Source organism: Clostridium fermenticellae, from assembly GCF_003600355.1.
Taxonomy (GTDB): Bacteria; Bacillota; Clostridia; order Clostridiales; family Clostridiaceae; genus Clostridium_AV; species Clostridium_AV fermenticellae.
Window position 1 is genome coordinate 554,336 of sequence record NZ_CP032416.1, and the last position, 17,023, is coordinate 571,358.

The 17,023-nt window shown below is 29.8% G+C and carries 9 protein-coding genes and 1 pseudogene; all 10 read left to right on the forward strand.

What is annotated here, in order from left to right:
- Positions 1-77 precede the first annotated feature (77 nt).
- The 10 genes and pseudogenes from D4Z93_RS02705 to D4Z93_RS02750 all read left to right on the forward strand — a co-directional run bounded on the left by D4Z93_RS02705 (position 78) and on the right by D4Z93_RS02750 (position 17,020).
- The gene (locus D4Z93_RS02705) at positions 78-794 is read left to right on the forward strand and encodes a pseudouridine synthase (protein WP_119970217.1); all 717 of its coding nucleotides are present in this window, start codon (positions 78-80) and stop codon (positions 792-794) included.
- Positions 795-1,044: 250 nt separating this feature from the next.
- Positions 1,045-1,353 carry a YerC/YecD family TrpR-related protein gene (locus D4Z93_RS02710; RefSeq protein WP_119970219.1) on the forward strand — a complete coding sequence of 103 codons (309 nt, stop codon included), beginning with the start codon at positions 1,045-1,047 and terminating at the stop codon, positions 1,351-1,353.
- 139 nt (positions 1,354-1,492) lie between these two features.
- Positions 1,493-3,742: a DNA helicase PcrA gene (gene pcrA / locus D4Z93_RS02715; protein ID WP_119970221.1), complete on the forward strand. Its 2,250-nt coding sequence runs from the start codon at positions 1,493-1,495 to the stop codon at positions 3,740-3,742.
- Between the two features lie 16 nt (positions 3,743-3,758).
- A pseudogene (locus D4Z93_RS02720) lies at positions 3,759-4,694 on the forward strand (NAD-dependent DNA ligase LigA); the annotation flags it as partial.
- A gap of 126 nt (positions 4,695-4,820) precedes the next feature.
- A complete protein-coding gene (ligA, locus tag D4Z93_RS02725; RefSeq protein WP_119970224.1) occupies positions 4,821-6,797 on the forward strand; it encodes an NAD-dependent DNA ligase LigA in 1,977 nt (658 codons plus the stop codon).
- Positions 6,798-7,233: 436 nt separating this feature from the next.
- On the forward strand, positions 7,234-7,827 hold the full coding sequence (locus D4Z93_RS02730) for a DUF1819 family protein (RefSeq protein ID WP_119970226.1): 594 nt from the start codon (positions 7,234-7,236) through the stop codon (positions 7,825-7,827).
- 44 nt (positions 7,828-7,871) lie between these two features.
- Complete coding sequence (locus tag D4Z93_RS02735) at positions 7,872-8,450, forward strand: DUF1788 domain-containing protein (protein WP_119970228.1); 579 nt, start codon at positions 7,872-7,874, stop codon at positions 8,448-8,450.
- A gap of 57 nt (positions 8,451-8,507) precedes the next feature.
- The gene (gene brxC / locus D4Z93_RS02740; protein WP_119970230.1) at positions 8,508-12,131 is read left to right on the forward strand and encodes a BREX system P-loop protein BrxC; all 3,624 of its coding nucleotides are present in this window, start codon (positions 8,508-8,510) and stop codon (positions 12,129-12,131) included.
- 85 nt (positions 12,132-12,216) lie between these two features.
- Entirely contained in the window at positions 12,217-16,047 is a 3,831-nt protein-coding gene (gene pglX, locus D4Z93_RS02745; protein ID WP_119970231.1) for a BREX-1 system adenine-specific DNA-methyltransferase PglX, read from the forward strand.
- 19 nt (positions 16,048-16,066) lie between these two features.
- The gene (locus tag D4Z93_RS02750; protein WP_119970233.1) at positions 16,067-17,020 is read left to right on the forward strand and encodes a DUF2971 domain-containing protein; all 954 of its coding nucleotides are present in this window, start codon (positions 16,067-16,069) and stop codon (positions 17,018-17,020) included.
- Positions 17,021-17,023 lie beyond the last annotated feature (3 nt).

Sequence of the window (17,023 nt, forward strand, 5' to 3'; positions counted from 1 at the left end):
TATTATTAGAGGTTATAATAGAATTTAAGGTAGTTTTCTATTAAATGTTGTGACTACATTATATAAGGAGGATTTTAATGGAAAGATTGGATAAGATATTGTCAAACCTCGGATATGGAACTAGAAAAGAAATTAAAGCTATTGTAAAGCAGGGAATGGTTGAAGTGGATAATTTAGTTATTAAGGATAGTGCAACAAAAATAGATCCGAATATTAATCGTATAAAAATTGCTGGGGAAACTGTAATATATAGAAAATATATTTATATTATGATGAATAAGCCAGATGGAGTTGTGTCTGCAACGTTTGATAAACATGATCAAACGGTTATAGATTTATTGGAACCTGAACATCAAGCGTTTAACCCATTTCCGGTTGGAAGACTCGATAAGGATACGGTTGGACTTCTTTTAATAACCAATGACGGAAGTTTAAACCATAAACTAATTTCTCCTAAAAAACATATTGATAAAGTCTATTATGCCGAAATTAATAAAAAAGTTACAAAAGAAGACGTAGAAGCATTTGAAAAGGGTATTACCTTGGATGATGGGTATAAATGTCTTCCCGGAATCCTTGAGATTTTAAATGCAGATGAGGAATGTTCTAAAGTTAAGGTTACAATACATGAGGGTAAATTTCATCAAGTAAAAAGGATGTTTGAGAGTCTTGGAAAGAGTGTTGTTTATTTAAAGAGAATAGAATTCGGAGGACTTATTTTAGATTCGGATCTTGATGAAGGACAATACAGGGAATTAACCCATAATGAGACAAAAAGTCTTAAATATAGTTAAATTTTTATATATTTATACGGATTGTACGAACATTTTTGTAAATTTACTTGAAATTTGTAATCGTCTTTAATATAATAGTCTTGCAAGGATAAATAAAAGGATAATAGCCCCCTTTTTATTTATTAGCAAGCAGTTCATGCCCCAATGAACTGCTTTTTTGATTTTGAAATTAAAGTTTTATAGATTAATGCGTTAAATCGTGATAGAATTATAGTTAAGTTATACATTGAATTGATAAGGAGTTGAGCTTGTGGGAAAGTATGAATCTAAACTTCAAAGTTCACAGATGGATTTTTTGTGTGATGCTCTGCTTTGTCTTAAAACAAGGGAGGAGTGTTATAGATTTTTCGATGACATATGTACTATAAATGAGATAAAATCACTTGAACAGAGACTTCAAGTTGCAAGGATGCTTAATGATAAAAAGACATATATTGATATAGCATCTGAAACTGGAGCAAGTACGGCAACTATAAGTAGAGTAAATAGATGTTTGAATTATGGAAGTGACGGATACAAAATAGTTCTTAAAAGACTTAACCAAATAAAACAAAAATAGATGAAGATGTGCTGATATTATAATATTTTGATTTTTAAATGTATCAGCACATTTTTTATGCTTTGATGATTAAATAAGTTGTTAAAATGATATAATATTAAAAGTAAAGTTAACTAAAGAGACCAGGGAGTTGAAAAATATGGATTTAAAAGAATTTTTAAATAATGAACAGTATGAAGCGGCAATGACTGTGGAGGGTCCACTGCTTATTCTGGCTGGAGCTGGCTCGGGGAAGACAAGAGTATTAACTTATAGAATAGCTCATATGATAGAAAATTTGCATATATATCCATCTAAAATTCTAGCTATAACTTTTACAAATAAAGCAGCTAATGAAATGAAGGAGAGAGTCAGAAAATTAGTTGGAAATAAAGTAGATAATATGTGGATTTCAACATTTCATTCGTCTTGTGTGCGAATCTTAAGAAGAGAAATAGATAGACTTGGATACAATAAAAATTTTGCAATATATGATTCATATGATCAGAAGGCTTTAATAAAACAGTGTATGCAGGAAGTGGATATAAATGATAAAAATATAACTGATAAGGAAATAATAAATAGAATATCAGATCAAAAAGACAACTTGATATCTCCTGAAGAGTATAAGAAGAAAAACGAAAACAATTTTAGAATAAGCAAAATTGCAGATGTGTATTTGCTATACCAAAAAAAATTAAAAAATAATAATGCACTTGACTTTGATGATTTGATATATAAGACAGTTGAACTTTTCAAGAAAAATCCGGACGTGCTTGAGTTCTATCAAAGAAAATTTCAATACATAATGGTAGACGAGTATCAGGATACTAATAGATGTCAATATGAATTTCTTAGATTATTGGCCGCCGAGCATAACAATATATGTGCAGTTGGCGATGATGATCAGTGTATTTACCAGTGGAGAGGTGCTGATATAAGAAATATACTTGATTTTGAGAAGGACTACCCTAATACAAAAATTGTAAAACTTGAGGAAAATTATAGGTCAAAGGCAAATATATTAAATGCAGCAAATGATGTTATAAAGAATAATGTTAATAGAAAAATAAAGAAGCTTAGAACTGAAAATGGAAGCGGGGAAAAAATAAAGATATACAGGGCACAGTCAGATATAGATGAGGCAGTATATGTAAGTTCTAAAATAAAAAAAATGGTTGAGAGCAAAAGAAAGTATAAGGATTTTGCAATACTTTATAGGACGAATGCTCAATCACGTATTTTTGAAGAGGTATTTATAAAGGAAGGAATTCCATATAGAATAATAGGCGGACTTAAATTTTATGATAGAAAAGAAATAAAAGATATAATGGCATACTTAAAGTTTATAAACAATCCACTAGATGATGTAAGTCTTAGAAGAATTATAAATGTTCCTAAGCGTAATATAGGTAAAACTACTGTAAAAAAAGTCCAGGATTTTGCAAATTCTATGGATGAATGTATGTATAGTGTTTTGCTTGATGTAGATGAAGTGCTGAATCTTTCTTCAAGAAGTATATCTTCAATAAAAAAATTTGTAAGTATCATAAATAGCTTTATAAAGAGCAAGGATAAACTTCCTGTTTCAAATTTGATGGAAGAGATACTTGAAGCTACAAATTATATTGATAAAATAAGCGAAACAAAAGACCCTGAAATGCTAAGCAGAATAGAAAACTTGAATCAGCTTATGATTTCTGCAAAAGAGTTTGAAAGCAGCTCAGAAGATAAATCATTGTCTGCTTTCCTTGAAAATGTTGCATTAGTATCTGATATAGATAATTTTGATGAGGATTCTGATTCTGTAGTTATGATGACAATACACAGTGCAAAGGGTCTGGAGTTTCCGGTAGTATTTATGGTTGGAATGGAGAATGGAATATTTCCAAGCAGTATGTCTTTGGATGATGAAAATCAAATGGAGGAATCAAGAAGATTATGTTATGTTGGTATAACTAGAGCTAAGGAATTGCTATATATGACATCGGCAGAGAGAAGAAGAACTTTTAAAAATACAGTATTTAATCCTGAATCGGACTTTATATATGAAATATCTGATAGTTTAAAAGATCTTGAAGAAGTTCAGATGAAGCCAAGATGGAGTTCCAATGGATTTAAGAGAAAAGAGTCATCAGGTAATAAAGCTATAGACGAAAAACCTCACTTCATACAAAATGGTATTGAACCGAGAAATGTGAAGATAGAAGTTAAAACATCATCTAAAAATGATATAGGATTAAGGGCAAATGAAATAAAGATGGGTATGAAAGTTAAACATGCAAAGTTCGGAGTTGGAACTATTGTAAGTATTTCAAATAGTGGAGGAAATGTTAAACTCACCATAGCATTTGATAAGATGGGCATTAAGAATTTGATGTATGGTGTAGTTCCATTGGAAGCAGTATAGGGGGGCAAATCTTAATATGGATAAGAATAAGGAAAATCGAATATATGAACTTGTAGAAGATTTGAACAAGTATGCATATCAGTATTATGTACTTGATAATCCTGAAATTTCTGATAAAGAATATGATTTAAAGTATGATGAACTGAAAAGGCTTGAGGATGAGACGAAGTTTATTTTGCCGTATTCTCCGACTCAGAGAGTAGGAGATGTTGTGCTCCCGGAATTTAAAAAATATACACATAAAGCAAGTCTTTGGAGCCTTGATAAATCACAGAATGTAGAAGGTATTAGAGAATGGCATGACAGAAATAAAAAGGCGGTAGAACAGTATAATTCAGTTCATGAGGATAAGCTTCCGCCGCTTAGGTATGTATTAACTAAGAAATTTGATGGACTTACTATAAATTGTACATATGATGAGAATGGTATTCTTGTAAAGTCAGCTACAAGAGGAACTGGAGTAATTGGAGAGGATATAACGGCTCAAGCAAAAACTATAAGAACTCTTCCATTGAAGATTAGCAATAAGCATGTTTTAGAAGTTCATGGTGAAGCTGTAATGACTAAAGAGGCATTTGAAGAATATAATAGGACGGCTCAAGTACCACTTAAAAATTTGAGAAATGGTGCGGCCGGTGCTATCAGGAATTTAAATGTTTTAGAGACGGCAAGGAGAAAACTATCGGCCTATTTTTATGATGTAGGTTATAATGAGGGACCTAAGTTTAATACATATATAGAGATGATGAAATTTATTAAGGACATGGGTTTTCCACAAGATCCTTACATAAAAGTCTGCACATCAATAGAAGAGATAGAGGAACAGTTTGAGTATGTGAAAAGCATAAGAGATGATTTGAATTATGATATAGATGGTGTGGTTATTGTAGTAGATGATATGAAAACCAGGGATGTTCTTGGGTATACGATAAAATTTCCAAAGTGGGCTATAGTTATATGTAGTTTATTAGTATATGTATTTTATGTAATTAGAGTAAGGAATATTATCTGCAATTGTAATGTGTATTCTAAGTAGATTACTATAATTAAATATTGTAATCGAATGAAGGAGTAAAGTATGAAAGATAGATATAAAGAGTTAATTAAAATTATAAGATATCATAATAATAAATATTACAATCTGGATGCACCAGAAATTTCAGATTATGAATACGATCAACTTATGCAAGAGTTGAAAAAAATAGAATCGAAACACCCGGAATGGATAACATCTGATTCTCCAACTCAGAAGGTTGGAGGTAAAGCAAAACGTGAAGCAGGGGTAATTGTAACACATAATGTACCAATGTTGTCTATACAGGATGTGTTTACAAAGGAAGATGTTATTGCATGGATACGTGATGTTAAAAAAATTCATCCAGATGCAAAGTTTTCTGTAGAACATAAGATTGACGGACTCTCGATGAGTCTTCGATATAAAGATGGAAAATTACAACTTGCAGAGACACGAGGAGATGGTTTTGTTGGAGAAGATGTTACTTTAAATAGTCATGAAATTTTAGATGTAAAAAGTAAATTAGATATTCCGTATGAATATTTAGAAATTCGTGGAGAAGTTTATATGACACATAGAGATTTTGAAAAGACAAATGAAAACCAAGAGATACTTGGGAAAAAAGTTTTTGCAAATCCAAGGAACTGTGCTGCCGGAACCTTAAGACAATTAGATCCCAGAGTTACAAAAGAAAGAGGTCTTAAAATGTTTGTATTTAATATTCAAGATGGAGATAAAAAATTGATGTTAGAGCATACAAAGGGACTTGATTATTTAGCTTCTAAGGGTGTAACTGTGGTACCGCATAAATTATGCGAAATAGAAGAAGAGGTTATTAGAGAAATTGATCGAATTGGTGAAAATCGTGGAATATTAGAATATGATATAGATGGTGCAGTCATCAAAATTGAACAATTGGAATACAGATCAGATTTTCCTGCTGGAAGTAAGTATTCTGCTGGGCATATTGCTTATAAATATCCACCGGAAGAAAAGGAAACCGAAATTCTTGATATTGAATTAACAGTAGGGCGTACAGGTAAGATTTCTCCGAAAGCTATTCTAAAAGAAATTTCTTTGTGCGGAACTTGTGTTCAGAGAGTTACTCTTCATAATCAAGATTATATCAATGAGAAAGGTGTTGGCATTGGAGCAAAAGCTATTATTTTCAAAAGTGGAGAAATTATCCCAAAATTGAAAGAGATAACTGTGAAGCCAAAAGAAGTTTTTCAAATTCCTAATAATTGCCCGGCATGTGGACAGCCGGTTGTAAAAGAAGAAGATACAGCTGATATTAAATGTGTTAATCCAAGCTGTCCTGCACAACTTGAGAGAACCATCCAGTACTTTACAAGTCGTAATTGTATGGACATAAAAGGATTTGGTGATAATTATGTAAAAGCTTTAATTGATGAAGGCTATCTCCATAATTATGCAGATATATATCACCTTAAGGAATATCGTGAAGAATTAATAGACAAAGGTATAATGGGTAAAGATAAAAATACAGATAAAATTCTTGCGGCAATTGAAAATTCTAAATCAAATGATCCTGTAAAATTACTAACAGCATTGGGAATTCAGAATGTTGGGAAAGCATCATCTAAGGAAATTATGAAACACTATTCGAGTATTATAGAATTATCTAATACTACGGAAGAAGAACTGATTGCAATTCAGGATATCGGAGATGTAACAGCAAAAGCAATTGCAGATTTTTTTACTAATCCTGCAAATAAAGCAATTATAAGTTCATTACGTTCCTCAGGTGTTAATATGGATGTTAAAAAAGATGAGGATGCTACAGACAAATTAACAGGTTTAACATTTTGTATTACAGGAACCTTACCAACTATGAAGAGGAAAGATGCAGAGAAACTTGTAGAATTAAATGGTGGTAAAGTTTTGTCTGGAGTATCAAAGAAGTTGAATTATCTCATTGCTGGAGAAACTTCAGGTTCAAAGCTAGATAAAGCTAAAACGTTAGGCGTAAGTATAATTTCTGAAGAAGAATTTTTAGATATGTTAAGTAAGAAGTAATTGAAGAAATTAAAAATTTGAAACTATATGAAAGTTTTATAGTTAAAAATGTATATAAAGGTTATGTGTGAAACAATTTTCACAGATATGAAAAGATATTACTTGGAACTTTTATTAGCTAAAATATATTAAAGGAAAAAAAGCCAGCAGTATCCTCTAGAGAGGAAAAATTTATTAAGGAGACATAAATGTATAGTTTTGAAGAGGAGTAAATGATTATACTGTTGAACTTAGGTAACATTTAATCATTTAACAAAGAATATTAGCAACTAATGATATATAAGTTTCATTAGTTGCCTTTTATATTTTTACTTGTAATGATCAAATTTTTTATAATACTTTAAGAAATGGTGGTACAGATTATGTCTTTTTCAAGGAAAGAATTTATTGTGATATAATATACGTATAAAACTGGACCATGGAGGTAAGCTTATTTATGGAATATAAATCAACTATTAAGTCTAGACCTTACCTATATAAAGAAACAAAAAAGGCTGCAAAGCTTATAAAAGAAGGGCTTGCAGTAAATGACATAAAAAAGAAATCAATAGAAGATAATATTTTTCAGCTTGAAAGTGAAGCTAGAAAAAAGGAGATTGCATCAATTATTACTACAAGGCTTAAAGGTTTAGATGAATTTATAATACATAAGATATCAGAAGGTAGTATAGAAACATCAAAAATACTTGTTTTGTATTCCATTGTAAAAACTGATAGATTATTTTTCGAGTTCATGAATGAAATTTACAAAGAAAATTTATTATTAAAAGATTTATTCATAAGAGATAAAGATTTTAATATGTTTTTTCAAAGTAAGAGAGAACAAAGTGATAAGGTAGCTTCATGGACTGAATCTACTTTTAAAAAGCTTAAACAGGTCTATATTAGAATTCTTTTTGAAAGTGGACTTATTAAAAATCAAAAAGGTGATAGAGAGATAAGCACTCCTATATTGGAAAGAGAAGTAAAAGAGCATATTTATAAAATAGGTGATAAAGTATATATAAATGCAATAATTGGATATGAGTAGTAGCAGTGAGCAGTGGATGGTGAATAGTGAAAGGAGGGCAGAGTATGAAAAATATATATGTAAGACTTGATGAAATATTACCTAAGATAGCAGAACCTGAATTTAGATTAAATAAAGGCTTAGGCAATGAGATTGGATTTTACATCTTTGATTATCAGCCAGAATATGAACTTTTAGTTAGGGATAGAGTAAAATTTATAAAAGAAAAGGCTAAGAGTGCATATGGTTTAAATATAGTTGAATTTGATCTTTATGATATTGTTTTAGAAATTTTAGATTCCAAAGGATATCTTAAAAAAAATTTTGCAATGGAACAGAAAAAGGGCAGCAAGCAAGTATTCAATGCTACTAAAAAAGCTTTGAGATTAACACTGGATAATGATTTGGTAATTAGCTATATTGCGGAAAGATTGGATGGCACAGATATAGTATTCTTAACTGGAATAGGTAAGGCATGGCCTATAATAAGGTCACATACTATTTTAAATAATTTGCATAGAATTGTAGAAAAACAGCCATTGGTTATGTTTTTCCCGGGGAAATATGATGGTGGTTCCCTTATGCTTTTTAATGTTCTAAAAGATGATAATTATTACAGGGCATTTCCGTTAGTGGATGGATAAATAGTGGAGAGTATATAGAGATAGTGGATAGTAAAAAATTTGTAGGGGGAAGATTATATGAATTTTGCACTAAAAGATATGTTTTATAAGAAAATAAATAGGGATATTAAAGGTGTTATAAAAGTAGGCCAATCGGATGAGGAAAATGTAAAACAAGAATTAGATGAATATGTTGTAACAGAAGAGTTAAGTAAGCATATTGATACATTCTTTGATGCATATAAATTAAGCATAATAGGAAATACAGATAAAAATGGTGTATGGATCTCAGGATTCTTTGGTAGTGGTAAATCTCACTTCTTAAAGATACTTTCTTACCTTTTAGAAAATAGAGAGGTTGAAGGGAAAAAAGCTATTAATTATTTTGATGATAAGGGCTTGGATAACTTCACACTGGCGAATATGAAACAAGCGACAGATGTATCCACGGATGTTATTCTTTTTAATATAGATTCAAAGTCAGATTCTGATTCAAAGTCCAATAAAGATGCTATTGTTAACGTATTCAACAAGGTATTTAATGAAATGCAGGGATTTTGTGGTTCCATGCCATGGATAGCAGACTTAGAAAGACAGATGAATAAAGATGGTGTTTATGAAGAATTTAAGAAAACCTTTGAAGAGTTATCAGGAACTTCATGGATAGAGGCAAGAGACGACTTTTTTTATGAAGAAGACTCGATTGTAGAAGCTTTATCTAAGGCAACTAAAATGAGTAAAGAAGCAGCAAGAAATTGGTATAACAGGTGTGAAGAGAATTATTCTCTAAGTATAGATAAATTTGCTTCTAAAGTTAAAGAATATAGTGATACCAAAGGAAAGAATCATCATGTAGTCTTTTTAGTAGATGAAATTGGCCAATACATAGGAGATAATACTCAGCTTATGTTAAATCTCCAAACTGTTGTAGAAGATTTAGGAACCAAATGTGGAGGCAAATGCTGGGTAATAGTTACATCACAAGAAGGTTTAGATGAATTTACTAAAGTTAAAGGAAATGACTTTTCTAAAATTCAAGGTAGATTTAACACGAGACTTTCATTATCCTCAGCAAATGTAGATGAAGTAATTAAAAAGCGTATACTTAAGAAAAAGGATGCAGCAATTAGCCATTTAAAAGCATTGTATGTGCAGAAAGAATCTATAATAAAGAACCTTTTAACTTTTTCAGGTACTGCTGAGATGAAGTTGTATAAAAATGCGGAAGATTTTGCGGAAGTTTATCCTTTTGTACCTTACCAATTTAATTTATTGCAATCAGCTTTTAATGGTGTTAGAGAACATGGAGCTTCTGGCAAGAGTTTGTCTAAGGGAGAAAGAAGTTTATTAGGTGCATATCAGCAAGTAGCTGTAGATTACATGGATAAAGATACTAATATACTTATACCATTTTCAGCCTTTTATAGAACTATAGAAACTTTTTTGGATTCTTCTATTAGATCGGTTATTATTCATGCAGAAAAAAATAGTAATTTGAATTCTTATGATGTAGAGGTTTTAAAACTATTATTTTTAATTAAGTATGTAAAAGAAATCAAAGCTAATATAGAAAATTTATCTACATTATTAGTAAGTGAGATAGATGCTGATAAACTTGAGATAAAGAAAAATGTTCAAGAATCTTTAAATAGGTTGATAAGGGAAACTTTAGTTCAAAAAAATGGAGATGAATATGTATTCTTAACTAATGACGAGCAAGATGTAAATAAAGAAATTAAAAATATGCCAGTAGATAGTGGAGAAACTATTCAGAAAGCTTCTGAAATAATTTTTGATGATATATATGGTGATTCTAAATTCTCATATTCAAAAAAATATCAATTTGCATTTAATAAAATAGTAGATGATAGAACTAGAGGCCCTCAAACTAATGAAGTAGGAGTTAAAATTATAACTGCAAATTTTGATTTAGTAGGTGGCTCTAGTGAAGGTGAATTAAAAAATTTATCTATTAGAGAAAATAATGTAATCATAAACATCTCAAAGGACGTTAAATATTTAGATGAAATAGAAAATGTATTGCAGATAGATGCATATCTCAGAGTTAAAAGTGGAACAAAGTCCAGTGCAGCTATAGAGGATATTAAAGTAAAGAAAAGTAGGGAAAGAGAAGAAAGAGCCAAGAGAGCAAAATTTTTAATAGGGGAAGCTTTGAAAACTGCAGAAATATATGTTAATGGTAATATACTGGATATAAAAGAAAAAGATGGTATAGATAGAATAAACGAAGGTTTAAGAGCTTTAATAGACTCTCAATATAATAAGATTGGTTATATAAAGAAATTTAAAGAAAGTGTTAAAGACCTCTATGATATTATGGATTCAAGATTAAATCAAATGGAGATTGTAGATAGTAATCCTAATAGGTTGGCAATAGATGAAGTTAACAATCATATACAGAATAGTTCTGCAAGAAACCTCCAAGTAACAGTAAAAAGTGTATTAACTAAGTTTTCTAATTCACCATATGGTTGGAAGGATATCGATATACAGGCTATAATAATAACTTTATTTAAAAAACAGGATATAAAAGTTATATTAAATGGTGAGGTGTTAACTCCTAATAATAGAGAAATAGTTAATTATGTTACTAAAAGAGATTACCTAGAAAGAGTTATATTAAAAACTAGAAAAAAGGTAAATATCAAGTATATAAACGTGGTAAAAGATTTAAACAAAGATTTGTTTGGATTTTCTTCCTTACCGACAGATGAAGATGGAATAATGAGTATATTTAAAGATGAATGTAGAAAAGAACTTTCAAGAATAAATGGGATGCTCGTAAATTTCAGTTTTAAGAACTCTTATCCAGGAGAAAAAACTTTAAAAGATGGTAAAATTTTATTTAGTAAAGTTATAGATATTGCAGATACAAATGAATTTTTTAAAGAAGTTTATAACTTAGAAGATGATTTCTTAGACTATGCAGACGATATTGATCAAATAAAAGGATTTTTTTATAAAAAAGAGAATGGAACAATAGATTTTTCATCTAAAGGTGAGCAGAGGATTATATTTGACAATGCGCTAAATACTCTGGATAACTATGAAGATAACAAAGAATATATAGTAAACGATGATATAAAAGATATTATAGAAGAAATAAAGACAATACTTAGAATGGATAAACCATATGGTGAAATACCTAAAATACCTCTTTTAATAGATAAATACAATAGTAAGGTATTGGCACTATTGGAGGAAGAGAGTATTCCTGTAAAGGGATTTATAGAAAAGTGTAGAAAAGAAGTTTTTGAAACCTTAGATAATTATGATTTTAAAGATAGATTTAATGATAAGGTAATTGAAGCTTTTGAGAATCTCTATAACAGGGTAGAAAGTGCAAATAGTTTTGCTGTACTTTCATCAATGTCAGACCTTACAGAGAAAATTAAGATAAAGTGGATCAAGGAAATAATAGAAGAAAGTGAGAGACAAAAGAGAGTAAAAGCTAAAGAAATACAAAATGCAAATAAGGTAGCAGAAGATAACGGTGGAGAAACCAGTAAGGTAGACGATACACCGGAAGTTGTTATAAAAACCAAGACTTTAAGTATGAGAGAATTGGTAAAAGGTCAAAAGACTATAAAAAATGATAAGGATATTGATGAAGTTGTAGAAGTACTTAGAAAGAAATTAAAAGAGGAATTAAAGAAAGATACAATAATCAGTTTAGTTTAGAAGTGGGTAGTGACAAGTTATAAGTGACAAGTTGGTGTTGTATAGTTTATTGATGAAATAGGTGTAGAAGGGAATAAAACGAATTATGGATAAGAATAAAATAAAAACTTTTGCCGTATGGGCTAGAAGAAATTTAATAGATGCAGTTGAAAATAGAGCAAGGTATATAGGAATATTCATAGATAATCGTGGAAAGTATAATGAACTAAAAGCTGAATCGGTTCAAGGAGGATTTAAACTTGAAAGTGTTGATGGCGTTTTTAAATTATCTTACAATGATCGAAAAGCTTTAATTAATAGAATTAATTCTTATGAGGATAAGAAAAAAGGCTTTGAGCAGGTAATGGAAGAAGTGGCTTATACCTGGTTTAATAGATTTATAGCACTTAGATACATGGAAGTAAATGATTATCTTCCCGGTGGTATAAGGATGCTTTCTTCAAAAGATAAAGAAAAGCCAGAGCCAGATGTTTTAACTAAAATACCGGAGATTATAGAAGAGTTAAATTTAAATGGAGAATATATATATGGACTTTTAGACAGTGGCAATACAAAAGACAGGGAAGAAGCTTACAGGCATATATTAGTAAAGCAATGCAATGAGCTAGGAAAAATAATACCTCAAATGTTTGAAAAGATAAGTGATTATACAGAGTTACTGCTACCGGATAATCTTTTGGGAGAAGGATCTGTAATAAGGAAGATGGTAGAAGATATACCTGAAGGAGACTGGAAGGAAGAAGTTGAAATAATAGGATGGATGTACCAATATTACATATCTGAAAAAAAGGATGAAGTATTTGCAGCTTTAAAGAAGAATGTAAAAATAACAAAAGAAAATATACCTGCAGCAACTCAATTGTTTACTCCAAAATGGATAGTTAAATACATGGTAGAAAATTCATTAGGCAGACTATGGCTTGAAGGACATCCAAATGAGGAACTTCAAAAAGAATGGAAATACTACTTAGAAGAAGCTGAGCAGGAACCGGAAGTCGAAGAAGAATTAAATAAAATAAGAGAAGAGCACAGCAAATTAATACCTGAAGATATAAAAGTGCTAGATCCATGTATGGGATCAGGACATATTTTAGTTTATGCCTTTGATGTACTTTATAAAATTTATCAAAGTACAGGATATCCTGAAAGAGAAATACCAAGGAGGATATTGCAAAATAACCTTTATGGATTGGATATAGATGATAGGGCAGCACAGCTTGCATCTTTTGCACTAATAATGAAGGCAAGACATTATAATAGAAGATTATTTAGGGAAATAGAAAGAGAACATTTGAAATTAAATCTTTGTTCAATACAGGAAAGCAATGGGATAAGTAAAGAGGCGATTGATTATTTTGTAAACGTAGATAGTGAAAAGAGGCAAGTGACAGGTGACAAGAGGCAAGTGACAGGTGACAAGTTAAGAGAAGATGTGGAATATTTAATTGAAACTTTTAAAGATGCTAAGGAATATGGTTCTATACTTGAGGTTAAAGAAGTAAATTTTGAAGCATTGAAACAAAGGTTGAAGGAAATTGAAACTTTTGAAAACCAAGATAATCATCAAATAAATAGTTTTGAATTTAAATATAGAGAAATCATTTTAGATAAACTTCCTGCGATAATCAAACAAGCAGAGATAATGAGTAAGAAGTATGAAGTTTGTATTACTAATCCACCATATATGGGAATAAGAAACATGGGGCATAAATTAGCAAATTACTTAAGAAAAAAATATTCAAACACAAAGAATGATATAAGTATTGTATTTATGGATAAATGCATTGAATATAATAAAACTTTAGGCTTTACTACAATGATAAATATTCCTTCTTGGATGTTTTTGTCATCTTATGATGAAATGAGAAAATGTTTAGTAAGTGAAATTGATATAGTAAATTTAATTCATTTAGGAAGAGGAATATTTGGCTCGGATTTTGGAACAGTAACTTTTACTATGAGAAAATCTAGAGTAAATGGTTATTTAGGGGAATATAGAAAACTTTTTAAAAAGCAAGGAGAAGTATCAAAAACATGGAAAATTCACGAAATGTTTTTTGAAGGATTAAATAATTATGAAGTAGATCAAAATTTATATTTAAAAATAGAAGGAACACCTATTGTTTATTGGGTTAGTAAACAAACAATAGAAACTTTTGATAAGGGCATAAAACTTGAGGAGATAGCACAACCACGTCAAGGTATGGCTACATCAGATAATGATAGATTTTTAAGATTATGGTATGAAGTAGATAATAGTAAAATTGGACTAAACTATGCAACAAGAGAAGAGGCCAATAATAGTAAATTAAAATGGTTTCCATATAATAAAGGTGGAGCATTTAGAAAGTGGTATGGAAATAATGAATATATAGTTAATTGGGAAAATGATGGTGAAGAGATTAAATGTTTTAGAGAATATAAAAATTCAACATTAACATCTAATATGGGTGTAGCAGGATTGCCATTTATTTTTAAGCCTAATATAACGTGGTCAAAAGTTACGATAGGAAACTTTTCAGTTAGATATTTACCAAAGGGATATTTATTTGATGTTTCAGGATGTTCAATATATGCAGAACAAAAAACAAACATAAAATTGCTTGCGTTACTTAATAGTAAAGTAATAACTAATTTAGTGAAAGGAATTAGTCCTACAGTAAATTATGAAGTTGGAACTATAAAAAAATTACCAATATATAACTTAGAACATTATAAAGGAAAATATGTTAATGAGTGTATAAAATTAGCAAAAGAAGACTGGGATTTCTTTGAAACTTCATGGGACTTTAAAATGCATCCACTTTTGCTAGTTGATAGTGGAAAGTTGACAGTAGACAGTAGTGGAAATCAAAAAAATATTAATAACTATCCATTAAAAATTACTCACTTATCAGATGCATTTGATATTTGGAAGTCGTTTACGAATAAGCAGTTTAATCAATTGAAGAGCAATGAAGAGGAATTAAATAGAATTTTTATTGATATTTATGGGCTGCAAGATGAATTAGTTCCTGAAGAAGATGATACTGATGTTACAATAAGAAAAGCAGATAGAGAGCGTGATATAAAATCATTGATTTCATATGCTGTAGGGTGTATGTTTGGTAGATATTCTATTGATGTAGAAGGACTTATATATGCTGGGGGAGAATGGAATAATAAGTGGAGAATGATAAGTGACAAATTACAAGCTGCAAGTGATAAATGGCAAGTTAGAAAAGTTATTAAGGATGATGACGGAAATATTGTTTTTGATAAATGGGCAGACGTTACATTTGCGCCTGATAAGGATAATGTCATTCCAATAACAGAAGATGAATACTTTGAAGACGATATAGTTTCAAAATTTATTGATTTTATTAAAACAGTATATGGTGCTGAAACTTTAGAAGAAAATTTAGATTTTATTGCTGATTCAATAGGGAGAAAACCATCTGAAACCGCTAGACAGACTATTAGAAGATACTTTATCAAGGATTTTTATAAGGATCATTTAAAAGTTTATCAAAAGAGACCTATTTACTGGATGTTTGATTCAGGTAAAAATGATGGCTTTAAGGCTTTAATTTATATGCATAGATACAATGAGCAAACTATTGCAAAAGTCAGAACGGATTATCTTCACACCCTCCAAAGAAAGTATGAAGCAGAGATAGAAAGGCAACAGTTAATAGTGGATTCAGGGGAATATACAGCAAAAGATAAAACTGCTGCTAAAAAGAAAATAAATAGAATAGTAAAGCAGATGGAAGAGTGTAGGGAGTATGATCAAGTAGTGGCACATTTAGCTAATGAAAGGATTTCTATTGATTTAGATGATGGAGTTAAGGTCAATTATGCTAAGTTCCAGGAAATTAAGGTAATTAACTCCAAGGAAAAAGAAGTTAAAATGAATCTTTTGGCAAAGATATAATTGGAAGGTATGATTATAAATGATGGATGATAAGCAAACTTTAAAAGATAAAATTATAGAAATAGAAGGTACTTGTATTAGTGTCTCTCAATTTCCAGATAGTATATATCATTATACAGATGTTAATGGAGTGTATAACATAATTAATAACAAATGTTTTTGGCTTACTAAAAGTGATTTCTTAAATGATGAGAGGGAGCTTGTGTATTTTTATGATATTTTAAAAAATGTTTTAGAAGAAAATAAATTTAGCAATATAAATTTTGATTTTGTTGGTTGGTTAAGAGCAATAGCGCATGACAAACTAAAGAATACTTTTATTCTTAGTTTTTCTACAGACAAAGATTCGTTGCCATTATGGGAAATGTATGCAAATGGAAAAGGATATAATATTGGGATGCAATGCGAGCAAGTTTCGGATGAATTTTGGGATGAAAATATATTTATAACTAATGCTAAAAATCAAAAAATTTATATGACTAGAAAAAATGATACAGGACAATTTTGTGGAGTTTCAAAATTTGTTATATATGATGATAAAATACAGAAGGATAGAGTAAAAGAACTTTTGGATGGAATAGATTTATCAATAGAATTTATAAGAAGGTATAAAGAAGATACATCTGCATGCAATTTAGTAAGAGCTTTGGAATGTAGAATAGCTAGTGAATTTATAAATTGTATGATGTTATTTAAAGATAAATCTTTTTCATATGAAAGGGAATTTCGAATTGTTTATAACATTATTAATTGTGATGAATTAGATATTGTAAAGTACAGAATAAAAAATGATATAATCGTTCCTTATATTGAATTAGGTTTTGAAGATGTTATTATAAAGTCTATAAGACTAAGTCCTAGATTAAAGAACGATACTTTAGCTGTAAAAGGATTAAACTCATTTATAGATACAATTAACATGGAAAATACTTCAAATATAGAAGTGCTATTTTCACAATCTTCTATTAGATAGTAG